We start from the raw sequence: 15694 nt of genomic DNA, 5'->3' as shown, positions 1-15694 counted from the left end.
TTCATTCGACAAAGCATCATATTTTTCGTTGTTTTAATTGATCTCTAAAATAAGACCATTGAAAATGCGGTCCTGGATCGGTCTTTCGTCCAGGTGCAATATCTGAATGCCCTGCGATATGACTTTTAATTTTAGGATAAGCGTGTTGAAGTGTTGCCACGACCTCAACTAAAGCTTGATATTGTTGTTCCGTAAAATCTTGATCATCACTACCCTCGAGTTCAATGCCAATCGAATAATCATTGCATTCTGGATTTGCCATGTACGTAGAGCGTCCTGCATGCCAAGCACGGTCTTTAAAATTAACAAACTGTAAAATTTCGCCTGACCTTAAAATCAACAAATGTGCTGAGACCTGCATCCCTTCAATGGTTTTAAAATAAGGATGTGCATCCCAATCTAATTTATTTTGGAAAAACTGCTCAATATAGCCTCCTCCAAACTGTGAGGGCGGTAAGCTAATATTGTGGATGACCACCAGTTGAATGTCAGTATGGTCTGGTCTTTGATTAAAATTTGGTGAAGCAATAAATCTTGCACCTTGTAATAAACCATCTACCACTTGAAGCTTGGGTACATTCGACATGTGTGATCTCAATCCGTGTTTGCAACTTATGACAATTCATCCACGCTCATCTTTGAAAAAGACTTGGACGAAAAAAACAGCACCATTACTTTTGGACGAAAAAAACAGCACCATTACTTTAAGTGCAATGGTAATATATTGCTCATTTTTCTGGTGCCTACAATAGGGATTTTATGAGCATACCGCAATCTTTGCTTGAACAATCAATTCAAATCAATATCCAACAAGCATTGCAAGAGGATATTGGTGAGCGTGATATCACCGCATTGCTGACACCTGAAGATGAACAAGCAACAGCAACCATTATCAGTCGCGAAACGATGATTCTTGCAGGGCAACCGTGGGTGAATGCTTTAATTAAAGCCTATGATCCAAGCGTTGATGTGATTTGGTTAAAGCAAGATGGCGATCAAGTTCAAGCCAATGAGGTATTTGTAAAACTTGCAGGCTCAGCACGCAGTCTGTTAACCGTTGAACGCCCAGCACTTAATTTTGTACAAACCCTTTCTGCTGTTGCTACAAAAACGGCTGAATATGTGAAACATTTAGAAGGTTTAAATACCAAACTACTGGATACACGTAAAACATTACCAGGCTTACGTATTGCGCAAAAATATGCGGTGGGTGTAGGTGGTGGTCAAAACCATCGTTTAGGTTTATTCGATGCTTTTTTAATTAAAGAAAACCATATTATGGCTGCAGGTGGCATTCAGCAAGCAATCGACAAAGCACATGCCATTGCACCAGGTAAACCTGTGGAAGTCGAAGTTGAAACTTGGGATGAGTTAAACCAAGCTTTAGATGCTGGTGCCGATATCGTTATGTTAGACAATTTCAGCCAACAACAAATGATTGAGGCAGTCAAGCATGTAGCTGGTCGTTGTAAATTAGAAGCATCAGGTAATATTACCATCGACAACTTACGTGAAGTTGCTACTTCAGGCGTCGACTTTATTTCCATGGGTGTACTGACTAAAGATGTCAAAGCCATCGATTTATCTATGCGCTTTAACGCTTAATTGATTCAATCCTATCTCTCAATAAAAAAGGGGCTTTGCTCCTTTTTTTATATGCTTAAAACTGTGATGCTACATTAACTTTATCGCAAGAATACAAAAAAATTTGAATTTATATGGTTCTAGTTGATACCTTCCACGCTTTAAGATTATTTTTTAATCAAAATCATGCTAAATCCATAGAATGCAAAGTAAATCATTAAATTTCAACTATTTATTCGCCTTAATTTTACAATTATTCAATTTTCTGTCATGGAATGCAGCTCGATTTTCATTCATAGTGAAGCCAATAAATACAATTAAACCCATGAGTTCGCATTGTCTAAATAACAGGAGGATGTCAACGCATAGACCATGCTGAATGTCAGTGAATAAATAAAAAGAAATGCAGTCATCGGATCGATTGCATCCACCATGTTGTACATTAGGGAAATCACATGAAAACGCAAATGATCTATACGCTTCTAAGCGTCGCGATTAGTAGCAGCTTACTCGTCGGTTGTAAAAGCTCCAGCGAATCTGGGGGGAATTCAGGCGGTGGTAATGGATCACAGCCAACTCCGACCAATCCAACTGATCCTGACAATCCAACGAATAAACTTGAAAAAGAATTCGTGACTGTTTTATCAACTCGCCCCGATCTTGTGACAGATAATGATGTATTAATCGAATTAGACCCATCGATTAATTTTAATGACTCAAATATAAGCATTCATTTAAATGGACAGGACATCAAATCTCGCTTTTCTAATGCTCAGAATAGAGTGCTATTAGATGGATTACAGTTAGGGGAAAATCTACTTAAAATTGAAACACCAAATGAAATTCAAAATTTATATTTAAAAAATTTCAGTACCACAGGCCCTCTTTTATCTGGACCTCAAATTAATCCATGGACCTGTACCAACGGCTCGACTGATTTATTTTGTCGTAAACCTGTTCAATATAATTACTACTATCGGAATTTGGTCGGAACTTTACAAACCTATAATCCTGAGAAACCACCTTCGGCGGGTCTAATTTCCAAAGTTAAGACCGATACAGGCGTAGAAGTGCCATTTATCATTAGAGAGGAGGTTGGCTATCAAAATCGTGATGAATATCGGTTTGCTGTATTGTTTAATCCTAATCAGCCTTGGACTGCGCTGAATCCACAACCCCAATTTAATAATAAGCTGTTAGTAACCCATGGGCAAAGTTGCGGAAATGATTATCAGTCTGCAACTGCACCTACCGTGGTTGCGACATCAACTTCTATTTTGCCAGATATTACCATTAAGGCTTTGGGCAAAGGTTATGGCGTCATGTCTACGGCGCTATCCAACAGTGGACATAACTGTAATTTGGCTGTTCAAGCTGAATCAATCATTATGGCCAAAGAACGTTTTATCGAACAATACGGCACTTTAGACTACACCATTGGACAAGGCTGCTCAGGTGGCGCGCTCGCATCTCAATGGGTAGCTAACGCTTATCCAGGTGTATACCAAGGTTTGTTAGTAACGTGCTCCTTCCCTGATGCATGGAGTACAGCGTCTCAGTTTGCTGATTATCATATTATGATCAATTATTTTAAAACAGCAGAAGGCCGCTCTTTCCTCCCTCATCAAATTAACCATATTCAAGGTCATATTTCTGAGATTAATGGTTATGTCAGTGAACTTGCGCAATTCGATGTTGCTCGACCAAATACAATTTGTAGCGGAATATCAGAAACACAACTGTACAATGCCACCTCAAATCCGAATGGGACACGCTGTTCAATTCAAGAGGCTGCTGTAAATTTGTTGGGTCTCAGAAATCCAACTGAAGTTGATCCAAATACACAACAGCTTAGACAAATTTGGAGTCCTGTCGAAAACCAGCGAAATATTGGGTTTGCTAACCTACCAATTGATAATGTCGGTGTGCAATACGGGCTTCAAACCTTATTTGATGGTGTGATCAATGCTGAAAAATTTGTTTTATTAAATGAACGCCTCGGTGGAGTTGATATTGATATTAATCCAATTCCCGAACGGTTATATGCCACGGAGCAAGGTTTAAAAAATGCTTATCGAACTGGTTTAATCAATGTTGCCAATAATTTAGATCAAGTGGCGATTATTGATTGTCGTGGTCCAGATCCAGCGATCTTCCATGATGCTTACCGAGCATTCGCGATTAGAGCACGTTTAGACAAAGCACACGGACATCATAACAATCAGCTTCTTTATGGAGGTGATACCATTATGATTGGCGATCTTAAATGTTTAGAAATCAGTTTCGATGATATGAACCAATGGTTGGATCGCGTAAAAAATGATACAAGCAATTTACCTCTGCCACAGAAACTCACTCGCAATAAAGTAAATCTTAACGACTCATGTATCACATTAGGAACGATTCGAAGATCTGGGTTCTGCAATAACCTTCGTGTACCGGTCTATAAAACACCGCGAATGGTAGCAGGTGATCAAATTAGTACCTACGCCAATAAATGTAAACTACAACCACTCACACGTCGTCTTTACCCCAATATTAACTTTACAGATGAGCAATGGACTCGATTACAAAAAGTTTTTCCAGATGGTGTTTGTGATTACACCCAAGATCCTGTTGGGTTTGGTAAAACCTATCCGTGGTTAACGTATCAAAATCAAAATGGACAGAACAATGATGTCATTTACGGTGGTAAGCAACTGGATGAAGATCCAAATCGCCCTGAGGAGCTTATAATGCCTCAACTTCCGAAGGGTTGGATCTCTAATTCATTTCAACTGTCTTAATACCTGAATTTTTCAATTCTGAAAAAAGCCGTGAACATTCACGGCTTTTTTTACTTCGTGTTTAAGGTTTAGGTTGCAATAATCCCATCATAGGATCAGTACATGTGTGCTGCCCTGTTTCAATACGTCCAGCAAATCGACGTTCATAAGCCTGCTCTCTCTGCTGTTGGGCGATCACAACATTAAAATCATACCATCCCCAAGACTCCGTTAAATCGAGATGAAGTTCAGCCTCATTCGATTGAGTTTTGACAGTCCACATTTTTTGATTGTAGTACGCATTGTCCTTGACCATCATCTCCACGGCTTCAGTACCATCATGCCGTATTTTTAAAATTATTTTAGGTTGACAAGCTTCATAGCAAATTCGAATTTCTGGCAAATGATTTCTTTCAATTTGATGGTGAAGATTTCCTTTAAATGCTCGATGATAACCGTTTGGTCCAAGTACCCAAAGATCATATTGATCATCTACTAGCTCCCAAACATCCTCAAGCTGTTTGCCTGCCTCCACCATAAAACGTCGAGGAATGGCATTTAAATCTAGTTTGTCATAGACATGGAAAACCGCACCTTGTTCTCCACCATTTGCGAAAATCAATTGTATGTTTCGGGTTGCAACCTGTACGCGCGCGCTGGTATGTAATAAATAAGGTAATGCTCGAGAATGACGTATTCCAGATTCTTGCACAGGAAATTGTTGATTTGCTGGGACTGGAACCTTGCTCAGTTGCTCTTGCGAATGACGCGTATTGTCAGCTTCTTGTTTTGTTCTTTGCCCATTGAGTGTTGGCAGAATATTAAAGTTAGGTGTCTTAAAGTCAAACGCCGACGTAAGGTCACCACAGACCGCTCTACGATAAGGGCTAATATTAGGCTCTTGCACGCCAAAACGTTGCTCAAGAAATTGAATAATTGAGGTATGATCAAATACCTGAGAGTTGACCCATCCCCCACGACTCCATGGTGAAATGATATACATAGGAACACGTACTCCTGGACCATACACACCATGCCAGAAGTTTTCATTCTTACCATTTTTAAATTTTAATTCAGGCTGTGCTGTCGAACCTGATACACGTGGGTGATTGAAATATTCATATGATATCTCTTGTTCTGATAACGTGGTTTTACCATGAACTTTAACGATATCACCTGCTTCATTGATTTCTCTTGATGGTGCAGATGGCGATGGTACATGATCAAAGAAACCATCATTTTCATCAAAATTGACCAGTAAAACCGTCTGACTCCATAACTCTGGATCTGCCGTTAAAGTGTTTAACAGTTCTTGAATGTACCACGCGCCTTGAACAGGACTTGATGGTCCCGGATGTTCACTATACGCTGCTGGTGCGACCACCCAGCTCACCTGTGGCAATTTACCCTCTAAGATATCTTGTTTAAATTTTCCTAATAAACCGCCGTCCTTAGGCATCGTATTGGCAATACCCTTATAGAGAGATTGCCGTTGATCAATACGCTCATCATATTCAGGCGACAAAATATTGGCATGGCTAACCGGCTTACCAGATAATTCATTGGCTTTACGATATTGCTTAAATCCAGCCAAAGGATTATCCGTAAAATTATCGGGCATATTTTGATAAACCTTCCAACTAATCCCAGCCTGCTGTAATCGTTCAGGATACGTGGTCCAGTCGTAACCGATCATTGATGAGCCAATACTATCAAACTCATTGACTACACTCGCGACACCTGCAGCAGTTGGCCCATTGGTCCCCGTCCAAATAAATTTACGATTAGGATTAGTTCCCGCGTGCATGGCACAATGATAGGCATCACATAAAGTAAATGCTTCCGCCAGCGCAAACTGGAACTCGAGTTCTTGTTTCTTAAAATAACCCATGGATTGAGGTTGTTTATGTTCCACCCAATTGCCCATACGCCCACAATCCCAAGCGGCTTGACCATCCTTCCATGAATGAGGTGTGCCCGAAACACGTTGAGCATTGCCCAATGAACTGTCTAGGTGATAAGGCAAAATTTTATTTTTGTTGGCATCATACTGTTCCCACACCGCTCTTTTACCACTCAATGGAATGGTGAATCGATCACCAAAACCACGTACTCCTTTGAATGTTCCAAAATAGTTATCAAAAGAACGATTTTCTTGAGTCAAAATCACCACATGTTTCACATCTTGAATAGTGCCAGTTTCCACTTTTGCATCAATTGCTAAAGCTTTTTGAATACTCAGCGGAAAACTCGCTAATGCAGATGCACCCAATAATGTCTTGGTCGAATTTAAAATAAAGTCACGACGGTTCATACAATTATCCTGTTTTTATTCTTGTTATGGTTATGGAGCACAGTGGATTTCACAGCTTGGATCTGAAGGTTGCGGTTTGGATGTTTGGTTATCATCATCTCCCCCACAAGCTGTTAACAAAATACTCGGTGTAAGGATGAGTATAAAAAAATAAGCTCGCATGTAGTTATCCTTCTCGTTTTATGCGAACTCAGTGATACGCTTTTTTCGTGACGCTGCAATGAAGCTTCAATTGCAAATCTATGAAATAAAAAAAGCACCTCTATCAAGGTGCTTTTTTACAATCAACGCATGCTAACAAATGCATTACCAGCCTAGTGCTTGTTGTTGCTTTTGAATTAACTCTTGAATGCCTTTCTCAGCCATTTCAAGCATTGCGTTACATTGCGTACGCGTGAACGGTTTATCTTCCGCAGTACCTTGAATTTCAATAAACTCACCCGCCTGAGTCATCACCACATTCAAGTCTGTTTGGCAGTTTGAATCTTCTTCATAACATAAGTCGAGTAGTACTTCGTCTTGATAGATACCAACAGAAATTGCAGCCACCAATCCTTTGAGTGGATCTTGTTTGATTTTCTTTTTCTCAAGTAATGAATTCATAGCATCAATCAAGGCTACCGCAGCACCTGTAATAGACGCAGTACGTGTACCACCATCAGCTTGAATAACATCACAGTCGATTGTAATCGTGTTTTCACCCAATTTCTTCAAATCCACCATAGCACGTAAGCTACGACCGATTAAGCGTTGAATTTCTTGAGTACGTCCACTTTGTTTACCACGAGCTGCCTCACGGTCACTGCGTGTATGGGTTGAACGTGGCAACATGCCATATTCAGCAGTCACCCAACCTTGGCCTTTTCCTTTCAAGAAGCGCGGTACTGAATTATCAACACTGGCAGTACAAAGAACTTTGGTATGACCAAATTCAACTAAAACTGAACCTTCTGCATAACGTGTATAGTTTCGAGTAATTTTAACATCACGTAACTGGTCTAATGCACGCTGGTCAATACGCATAATACGTCCTAATTTTTACTTAAAAAAAGATTGGGCACATTATAGCAGATTGATGGCATCTAACTTTGTTATAAGTCCGTGTTTTAAAATTGCAGTTTCATTTAAAAACATACATTGGTTTGAACTGAGTTGAAATAAAAAATGATCAGACTTCGTTTAACGCCCATATGTATAATGATCACTATTCTTGATAATGTGCGATTACATTTTGAAATTTTTCTTCATTCTGTATTTTGTTATTCTTTATTAAATTAGAATAATTGGATCTAGCATGACTAGCCCTATTTTTTTGCATGAACTGCCAGAAGAGCAGCTAAAAAAGCTTTCCCAAGATGATATTCAAAAGATTCACCAAGCAGAGCAACTCTACTGGAATAATAAGCCGTATACCAAAGTTTATGCTGCATTTAATGGTTCTAAAACGAAAAAAGGTGGTTTAGTAAGAGCCTCTACTGATACCTATAAGGTCAAAGGTATTTCTTTAGCTTTAGTAGGTGATGAAGCGATCTACACTGATGCTTCAACAGCAAAAATTATCTCTGGTGCTGGTAGTGCCATCACTGTTCATAATCGAGCCGCAGCACTTATTGGCTCCCTATTAGAAAATGGTGATGAAATTATCGATAGTCCAATAACCGCTCATGTCTTACGTTTGTATCATGATGCCGCTTTACCCAAAGATTTCATGATTTCGATGATTGGAGGATCAAAAAGTGTCTAAAGGCTTTGGCATACATGGTTCTACAACAAGTCATGGCGGAACAGTGTTATCCACTCAATCGCGAAGTTCTCAAATGGGAAACCTATTTCTTCGTGCGGGAGATGGTTTTGCTTGTCCAAAATGTAAAACGTGGTCAACTTTGATTAAGAGTAATGACCATGTAATTTTTGATGGTAAAGCAGTCGCTTATGTCGGTGATAAGTTCACGTGTGGTGCTACTTTGATGCCAAAACAAGTTCATGTTGTTGGGACAAGTGGAAATGGTTCTAGTAGTTCGACCATTTCTAATTTGCAAACGACTAATAACCAACTTACTAATAACTTTTTGTCTGACAAAAATAATTTCGATATTGAGTTGAGTAAAATCAGTATTAAAACAGATTTATTTATACCTTGTGGTGTTCCTTCTTATCAAGGAAAAAAATCAAATGATAAAATTGATTATGAAATCAAAATTAAGGCTGGAATTTTTGAATATCTAAAATTAGAGATAGAGATGGAACCTGGGAAATATCAGTTAATAAAAAGAATTTCAGGCCCACATCACCCAGGAAAAAAAATAAAAGTTGATTGGGACGGGTTCGTAAATGATATCTATGATAGCAAAAAATTTACTTCAAAAGATGGCATTAATTTTAGAATAAAAGGCTATGCCTTTGATAAAGAGCAATGTAGTCAGACTAAAAATGTAAAATTTAAGTATAAAGATAAAGATTGGATAGACATTTTAATTAATAAAAAAACCTTAAAGATAGCAATTACATTAAGAGTTGGTCTGTCAGATGGGGGGGAACAAGGTATTGATTCTTGGAAATATATCCCACCAAATCAGATTCTCATAGGAAAACCTCCATATCGGTCAAGGAATGTTTCCTATGAACAATTAAAAACAATGGCTTTAGATGGAATGAAATATTACTGGAGTCGAAATGGCTCTCATCCAGTTGGAAAAAGTATATTGTTAGATGGAAAAAATTATGAGGTTTTTCTAACTGCTCAAGAGTCAACAGTAAATATGATGCCTATGATGAAGTTAATATTTGCTACTAATTGGCGTCCAAGTAGAAGTGCTAATTGGGAGCTTTACAGGAGTACATTTTATAATACTGGTTATATGTTATTTAACACATCGAGAGGGGCTATATGGCAATTTTGGGATGCATCAAAAGCAAATAAACAATTTAGACTTACATTTGCACATGAAATGGGACATGAATTATTGTTAGCTTATAGCGGTCAAAAGCATTCAAAAGGGCATAAATCCACCTCTGGAATTATTAATCAAAGTCCAAAAGCAGGTACTACTTATCCAAAAAGTGGAGAAATTGATTTAATGAAATATGCAGATGAAAATGAAAATAATATAACTCTATTTCATGAACGATCTGTAGCAAGTCAAGAAGACGTAGCTGGGCTTTTATTTATTTCTGGAATTACAAAATGAAATTTTTTTTTAGTCATTTGCTTATAATATTTATATCCACTTTTTTAGTAGCTTGCACTCAAAAGACTTTATATTTAACTCCTGAAACTACAGGCTATATATATAGTATTGAAAGCAAAAAACCTATTGCCAATTATCATGGTTATATTGGATATGATACAGCTAGAGATAGTCATAATTCTATTACAACCGATAGCAAAGGTAAGTTTAAAATTTCTCCTGAAACACTAAAATATTATTTGATAAAACCAAGTTTAAAAGATTGGAATATGAGTGCTGCACATATTTATATTCAATTTCCTGGTTATAGAACGAAAATATATGATTATTCTGAAAAACTTCAGGAACAAGTTTCTAATTCTGATCCTAGTAAGTTAGAACAACTAGATGTTGGAATAATATTTTTGTCTTCTGAGTAACTTTAGATTCCTTACAATTAACGTAATACCCATTTTTTAATTTAAGTACCTTTATTTGATTCAAAAGCCCGATCCTCACCAATCGGGCTTTTTTGTTGACTCTTCACGTTCCACGCTTAAAACTTTGATCAATGCTCCATGCCTTTCATGAATTAAACTAAATAGTGGTACTCAAGCAAATATTCCTCTTAATTTTCTTATAGATTGAGAAATTTTAGCTGTCTTATCATTTGGTAAAGAACATTTAGCTAAACGAACCCAAACGCTCCAGAATTGTTTCATAAAGTTAGCTTCATTATAGTGAATGCCATATTCCTCACATAATGCTTTAATTTTTGGCGCAGCTTCTGCATAGCGATTTGCAGGCATATCAGGGAATAAATGATGCTCGATTTGATGACTCAAATTACCACTCAAAATATGCAGCCATGATGTTCCCGTAAAGTTACTTGAACCTCGAATTTGACGTAAATACCATTCTGCTCGCGTTTCATTTTCGGTATTATCCATCTCAAATGTTTCTGCATCTTCAGTAAAATGACCATTAAAAATCACTGCAGATGACCATAAACTTCTAATCACATTTGCAACTGCATTGCCTACGAAGACAGGAAGCGCATTTGGACCAGCTATAATCGGGAAAAAGACATAATCTTTTACCACCTGACGTCGTACTTTTTTTCTTAATTTTTCAGCATCTTTCCACACTTGTTTCCAAGATTTGGTTTTATAAACAAGCGCGTCTTCCAAGTGTAGGTTTTGAACACCGACATACCATTCAAAAAACACCATCAATTGAATTGCTAATGGAATATTAAACAAAAATCTTGGTTCCCACGGTTGAGATGCTGAAACACGAAGTAGACCATAACCTACATCATGATCCATACCCACAATATTGGTATAGGTGTGATGTACATAGTTATGGGTATATTTCCAGTCATCGCCTGTTGAGATGGTGTCCCAGTCATATGTCGCACCGTTTAAACTTGGATCATTCAACCAGTCAAATTGACCATGCATCACATTATGTCCAAGCTCCATATTTTCAACAATTTTGGACACGCCCAGTAATCCTGTACCCACCAACCAAACAGGTGGAATCCAACCACCAAACATCAGCAATGCACGTGAGCCAATCTCGCTATAGCGAACAAAGTTGCGAATCTTATATATATATTTGGCATCTTGTTCACCCAAATCATTCATAATACTGAGTCGAATCTGCTCAACGCGTTGTCCAAATGCTTCAATTTGCTCAGCGGTCAGATGTTTAGATTTTGATTGCCATGTTGTATTAAGTGACATATTCATTATTTTTCTCCAGTCTTATACGATACCGTTAAATTACAAATTAATCACAACAGGGCTTACTGCCTGACTAATACATAATTTAATTTGTCGATTTGGCTCATGTTCAATTTCACCTGTGAGCATATTTTTAGTAGCGCCACTGACTTTGTTACAGACACATGCATTACAAATACCCATTCGGCATCCATGAGCTGGTCTTAATCCAGCCTCTTCAGCACTCACCAATAAACTTTTTTGAGCTTCAAACGATTTCTGACTGCGGATAAACGTGACAGATTGTTTTTCAATTTCTTCATCTACACGGATTTGAAAAAACTCTTGTTTGAGCTGATTGCTGATCCCCTCTTCATGACAAATTTGATTTACAGCTTGCATCATCGAAGTTGCACCGCATGCATAAATCTGTGCTTGCCTAAAACTTGACATTAACTGCTCTAACAACGCCACTGTCAGATATTGTTTATGTTGGCGTGTATTAAAATAGTGATAATTAAAATGATCATGTTTTGAAGCGAGGTGTTGTAGTTTCACGTGGAACGCGTCATCTCGACAGAAATAAATCAAATAGATAGGTACAGATAATGTGTTTAAAGCCTTCGTAAGCAATGCATAAATGGCGGTAATGCCACTCCCCGATGCCAACAACACAATTGGCTGTTGAGTCGGCTCAAGCGTAAATTCACCTTGCGCTTGAGAAATTTCCACAACAGAACCTATCGCCAATTGGCTTAAACAATTCGACACTACTCCTTGAGCTCGGACAGCAATCACCAGATTACCTGTCGCAGAAATTTCCACAATCGAATAACTACGTTGTAGACGCACGCCTGCAACTACGACTGTGACTAAAACACTTTGCCCTGCCTCAATTTGTTGAAAATCGAAATTGTGATTTGGACATAAATGAATCTCATAGAAATCGTGACTAAGTGCCTGACGACTCACGAGCGATGCTTTGACTTTTTTCCAAGCCAAAGTGGGATGTATTTTTTCAGCGATAAAATCGACGAAATCTTCTCGAATCCATTCAGGTCGATATGACAGATAACTACTCATCTCAAACGTTCCACTTTTGTATTTCAATTTAATTGAGTGAACAAGTGTTCTAATAGTGAACATGTGTACACTATATTGATTTTAAAATTGAGTCAACACATGTTCACTGACATTCGTCGTTTAATTTTTATATTTTTTTGATAGACTCATCTCGACTTCACTTCTCAGGTTTTAAGATGTCTATACGCGATGAACGTAAACAACAAAGTCGTCAGGCTTTACTGGATGCCGCTTTGCGCTTAAGCACATCTGGCCGTTCATTTAGCAGTATTAGTCTGCGTGAAGTTGCACGTGAGGTTGGTTTGGTGCCAACAGCCTTTTATCGACATTTTCAAGATATGGATGAATTAGGCCAAGAGTTAGTGGATCAAGTCGCGTTATATTTGAAAACCGTACTTCATCAGCTCGGTCAAGGTTTAGCCCACCCTGATGCTAAAGCCGAAACCAGCATGGAACTTTTTTTTGAAGCCATCGATTTAAATACCCAACCTTGGATTTTTATGATCGCAGAGCGCTGGGGTGGCTCTGAAGTGGTAAGACGTGCGATTGCTCGTGAAATTGAGTTTCTAAATTCTGATTTGGCCAATGACCTACAAAAATTCGAAATCGTACAAAATTTTCATCAAGCTGATGATCTAAAAATGTTGTCGAATATTTTAATTAATTTATGTTTCACATGGGCAATGTCTTGGATTAGCTTGGGTCGTCAATATTCAGGTATGGAGCTTGAATTACAAAAATTAGTACTCAAAAAACAGTCCATTACCCAAATACGATTAATCTTTAAAGGGATTTTGAATTGGAATACTACTGAGGCATAAAAAAACCCGCTCAATGCGGGTTTTTTATTATTTAGCTTTGCGCTCTTTATCCAATAGATAATCAACCACTTGTAACACGCGGCCATTATCACCTTGTACGACATACTTCCCATTTACTACAACAGCTGGCACACCCGTCAATTGATATTGTTGTGCTAATTTATTCGCTTGAGAGACTTTGGCAGTAATTGCGAAAGAATTATATAAACTATTGAATTTCGCTTCTGGGATACCATACTTCGTAAAGAATTGTGCTTGTGATTTTTGGTCAAAAATCTGCTGACCTTTGTCATGGATCGCGTGGAATAAAGGCAAATGGGTACGTTTACGAACACCAAGTGCTTCAGAAACGTAGTAGCCACGTGCATTCTGTTCCCATACTTTGTTCATTGCAGCAGGTGTACGGACAAAATTCACATCTTTTGGAATTTTACGTAACCAAGATTGCATATGAGGCTCTAAAGTAAAGCAATGACCACAGCCATACCAAAAGAATTCACGTACTTCCAATTTACCAGCGAAATCAACCTTTCCAGGGTTTTGCACGACCGTATAATCTTTGCCTTCAACAAAGTTCGCCATTGCACCAGTTGAAAGTGCCATCAGCACCGCAGCGGCAACGCCACTAAAAACAACCTTTTTCATTAAGTTTTTATCCTCTAAATCATTTTGATTAGCATATGGTTTCACTATAAAACAAATATGAGAAAATCGTTTTGATTCTGTGAACTTTTTTACAAGATTTATCGCTTTTTTTGGAATTAGCGATACACTAAGATCTGATATAAATTCTACCCATTAAAACGAACTTTGCTAAGGTGGCTGTAATGACTCAACTGAATGTTGACCCACAAGAAATTGCTAAATTTGAAGCACTTGCTGCGGTATGGTGGGATCAACACTCTGAGTTTCGCCCTCTCCATCAAATCAATCCACTACGATTGAATTGGATTGATGAACATGCAGGTGGTCTTAGTGGCAAGAAAGTACTAGATGTGGGCTGTGGCGGCGGTATTTTGGCTGAAAGTATGGCACGCCGTGGTGCCGATGTCCTCGGTATCGATATGGGCGCAGCACCATTAAATGTCGCACGTCTGCATGCAGAACAAGAAAACGTAACCAATATCGAATATCGTCAAATTCCAGTTGAGCAATTGGCTGAAGAACAAGCTGGTCAATACGATGTCGTAACTTGTATGGAAATGTTGGAACATGTACCAGATCCAGCGTCAATCATTCAAGCATGCCAAAAACTGGTGAAACCAAACGGTCATGTATTCTTCTCCACAATTAACCGTAATCCAAAATCATATTTATTTGCGATTATCGGTGCAGAGTATGTGTTACGTCTTTTGAAAAAAGGAACTCATGACTATCATAAATTTATTAAACCTTCTGAATTAGCGCATGATATTCGTAACGCAGGTTTAAAACTTAAAGATATGACAGGCTTACATTACAACCCATTAACTAAACATTATTGGTTAGCCCCAAATGTCGATGTGAACTATATGGTTTACACCCATAATGAGGTGAATGAATGAAGGCCGTACTTTTCGACCTAGATGGGACTTTAATTGACACTGCTGCGGATTTTATTCGTATTATTCAAGCAATGTGTCGTGAAGAAGGTCGAGAGATCGTAGATGCAGCCCTGATCCGAACTCAGGTCTCCGAGGGGGCTCGGGCGATGGTGAAATTGGTTTATCCTGAATTACAGGTTGATGATCCTATTTTCCTTGCACATCGTCAGCGCTTTCTAGATATCTATGGTGCTGATATTGCTGTGGATACAGACCTTTTTGCAGGAATGTATCCTTTAATTGAGGACTTGGAACAACGGGATATTCCATGGGGAATTGTGACAAACAAGCCTCGTTGGCTGAGTGAGGCACTACTTCAAGCCTTAAACTTAACTGAACGTTGTGCCGTTCTCGTATGCCCAGAAGATGTTAAGCACACTAAACCTGACCCAGAACCAATGTATCTCGCTGCTCAACAAATTAATGTTCCAGCTGAACAATGCATTTATGTTGGTGATCATCCACGTGATATTGATGCAGGTCGAAGCGCAAATATGTACACGATTTTGGCTGCTTACGGATATTTACCATTAGAACACAAAGATGACTTAGATTCTTGGCAGGCAGATTGTATAGTGAATGATGTACAAGAATTACATCAACACTTAATCGAATTGATCGAATCTCACCAAAAAACAGCTTAATTAGAA

Annotated in this window: 13 protein-coding genes and 1 pseudogene; 8 read left to right on the top strand and 6 right to left on the bottom strand. The window is 38.4% G+C overall.

Annotated elements, in window-relative coordinates; all coding sequences use genetic code 11:
- Positions 1-16: 16 nt before the first annotated feature.
- On the bottom strand, positions 17-586 hold the full coding sequence (ampD, locus tag AC1M9E_RS00285; protein WP_488224890.1) for a 1,6-anhydro-N-acetylmuramyl-L-alanine amidase AmpD: 570 nt from the start codon (positions 584-586) through the stop codon (positions 17-19).
- 173 nt (positions 587-759) lie between these two features.
- Between ampD and nadC the strand changes: the two genes are divergently transcribed.
- Together nadC and AC1M9E_RS00275 are read left to right on the top strand one after the other, a co-directional pair.
- Positions 760-1605, top strand: coding sequence for a carboxylating nicotinate-nucleotide diphosphorylase (gene nadC / locus AC1M9E_RS00280; RefSeq protein ID WP_488224889.1), 846 nt, complete (start codon positions 760-762; stop codon positions 1603-1605).
- 434 nt (positions 1606-2039) lie between these two features.
- Positions 2040-4370 carry a DUF6351 family protein gene (locus tag AC1M9E_RS00275; protein WP_488224888.1) on the top strand — a complete coding sequence of 777 codons (2331 nt, stop codon included), beginning with the start codon at positions 2040-2042 and terminating at the stop codon, positions 4368-4370.
- Positions 4371-4431: 61 nt separating this feature from the next.
- Here AC1M9E_RS00275 and AC1M9E_RS00270 read toward each other — a convergent pair whose 3' ends face one another.
- Together AC1M9E_RS00270 and rph are read right to left on the bottom strand one after the other, a co-directional pair.
- Positions 4432-6663, bottom strand: coding sequence for a phosphocholine-specific phospholipase C (locus AC1M9E_RS00270; protein WP_488224887.1), 2232 nt, complete (start codon positions 6661-6663; stop codon positions 4432-4434).
- Positions 6664-6969: 306 nt separating this feature from the next.
- Positions 6970-7686 carry a ribonuclease PH gene (gene rph, locus AC1M9E_RS00265; protein WP_035270511.1) on the bottom strand — a complete coding sequence of 239 codons (717 nt, stop codon included), beginning with the start codon at positions 7684-7686 and terminating at the stop codon, positions 6970-6972.
- A gap of 271 nt (positions 7687-7957) precedes the next feature.
- On the opposite strand from rph, the gene AC1M9E_RS00260 reads away from it, so the two are divergent.
- From AC1M9E_RS00260 to AC1M9E_RS00250, 3 genes and pseudogenes are all read left to right on the top strand, one after another.
- Positions 7958-8407 carry a PAAR domain-containing protein gene (locus AC1M9E_RS00260; protein ID WP_481587748.1) on the top strand — a complete coding sequence of 150 codons (450 nt, stop codon included), beginning with the start codon at positions 7958-7960 and terminating at the stop codon, positions 8405-8407.
- Positions 8400-8684: pseudogene (locus AC1M9E_RS00255) on the top strand (PAAR domain-containing protein); the annotation flags it as partial. The gene AC1M9E_RS00260 and the pseudogene AC1M9E_RS00255, both read left to right, overlap by 8 nt.
- A 1163-nt stretch (positions 8685-9847) precedes the next feature.
- On the top strand, positions 9848-10270 hold the full coding sequence (locus tag AC1M9E_RS00250) for a hypothetical protein (protein ID WP_180028922.1): 423 nt from the start codon (positions 9848-9850) through the stop codon (positions 10268-10270).
- A 171-nt stretch (positions 10271-10441) separates the two neighbouring features.
- Here AC1M9E_RS00250 and AC1M9E_RS00245 read toward each other — a convergent pair whose 3' ends face one another.
- Together AC1M9E_RS00245 and AC1M9E_RS00240 are read right to left on the bottom strand one after the other, a co-directional pair.
- The gene (locus tag AC1M9E_RS00245; protein WP_481587749.1) at positions 10442-11584 is read right to left on the bottom strand and encodes a fatty acid desaturase family protein; all 1143 of its coding nucleotides are present in this window, start codon (positions 11582-11584) and stop codon (positions 10442-10444) included.
- A 33-nt stretch (positions 11585-11617) separates the two neighbouring features.
- Complete coding sequence (locus tag AC1M9E_RS00240; protein ID WP_481587750.1) at positions 11618-12640, bottom strand: flavin reductase family protein; 1023 nt, start codon at positions 12638-12640, stop codon at positions 11618-11620.
- Between the two features lie 176 nt (positions 12641-12816).
- Here AC1M9E_RS00240 and AC1M9E_RS00235 point away from each other — a divergent pair, with 176 nt between their 5' ends.
- A complete protein-coding gene (locus AC1M9E_RS00235) occupies positions 12817-13461 on the top strand; it encodes a TetR family transcriptional regulator (RefSeq protein WP_180000353.1) in 645 nt (214 codons plus the stop codon).
- Positions 13462-13488: 27 nt separating this feature from the next.
- On the opposite strand, the gene AC1M9E_RS00230 is transcribed toward AC1M9E_RS00235, so the two are convergent.
- Positions 13489-14106, bottom strand: a complete 618-nt coding sequence (locus AC1M9E_RS00230) for a thiol:disulfide interchange protein DsbA/DsbL (RefSeq protein ID WP_488224886.1) — start codon at positions 14104-14106, stop codon at positions 13489-13491.
- Between the two features lie 182 nt (positions 14107-14288).
- Here AC1M9E_RS00230 and ubiG point away from each other — a divergent pair, with 182 nt between their 5' ends.
- Positions 14289-15005 (top strand): bifunctional 2-polyprenyl-6-hydroxyphenol methylase/3-demethylubiquinol 3-O-methyltransferase UbiG, encoded by a 717-nt coding sequence (ubiG, locus tag AC1M9E_RS00225; protein ID WP_035268814.1) that lies wholly within the window; start codon positions 14289-14291, stop codon positions 15003-15005.
- Positions 15002-15688 carry an HAD family hydrolase gene (locus AC1M9E_RS00220; RefSeq protein WP_035268813.1) on the top strand — a complete coding sequence of 229 codons (687 nt, stop codon included), beginning with the start codon at positions 15002-15004 and terminating at the stop codon, positions 15686-15688. Before ubiG ends, AC1M9E_RS00220 begins: the two co-directional genes overlap by 4 nt.
- Positions 15689-15694: the final 6 nt, after the last annotated feature.

It is taken from the genome of Acinetobacter sp. 24-47-47, from assembly GCF_057737035.1.
The sequence above is the reverse complement of the archived record's forward strand: the minus strand, read 5'-3'. Positions and strand labels throughout refer to the sequence as shown.

Coding starts and splice junctions, on each gene's coding strand:
- ampD (WP_488224890.1), bottom strand. CDS start 586: ATGTCGAATGTACCCAAGCTTCAAGTGGTAGATGGTTTATTACAAGGT.
- nadC (WP_488224889.1), top strand. CDS start 760: ATGAGCATACCGCAATCTTTGCTTGAACAATCAATTCAAATCAATATC.
- AC1M9E_RS00275 (WP_488224888.1), top strand. CDS start 2,040: ATGAAAACGCAAATGATCTATACGCTTCTAAGCGTCGCGATTAGTAGC.
- AC1M9E_RS00270 (WP_488224887.1), bottom strand. CDS start 6,663: ATGAACCGTCGTGACTTTATTTTAAATTCGACCAAGACATTATTGGGT.
- rph (WP_035270511.1), bottom strand. CDS start 7,686: ATGCGTATTGACCAGCGTGCATTAGACCAGTTACGTGATGTTAAAATT.
- AC1M9E_RS00260 (WP_481587748.1), top strand. CDS start 7,958: ATGACTAGCCCTATTTTTTTGCATGAACTGCCAGAAGAGCAGCTAAAA.
- AC1M9E_RS00250 (WP_180028922.1), top strand. CDS start 9,848: ATGAAATTTTTTTTTAGTCATTTGCTTATAATATTTATATCCACTTTT.
- AC1M9E_RS00245 (WP_481587749.1), bottom strand. CDS start 11,584: ATGAATATGTCACTTAATACAACATGGCAATCAAAATCTAAACATCTG.
- AC1M9E_RS00240 (WP_481587750.1), bottom strand. CDS start 12,640: ATGAGTAGTTATCTGTCATATCGACCTGAATGGATTCGAGAAGATTTC.
- AC1M9E_RS00235 (WP_180000353.1), top strand. CDS start 12,817: ATGTCTATACGCGATGAACGTAAACAACAAAGTCGTCAGGCTTTACTG.
- AC1M9E_RS00230 (WP_488224886.1), bottom strand. CDS start 14,106: ATGAAAAAGGTTGTTTTTAGTGGCGTTGCCGCTGCGGTGCTGATGGCA.
- ubiG (WP_035268814.1), top strand. CDS start 14,289: ATGACTCAACTGAATGTTGACCCACAAGAAATTGCTAAATTTGAAGCA.
- AC1M9E_RS00220 (WP_035268813.1), top strand. CDS start 15,002: ATGAAGGCCGTACTTTTCGACCTAGATGGGACTTTAATTGACACTGCT.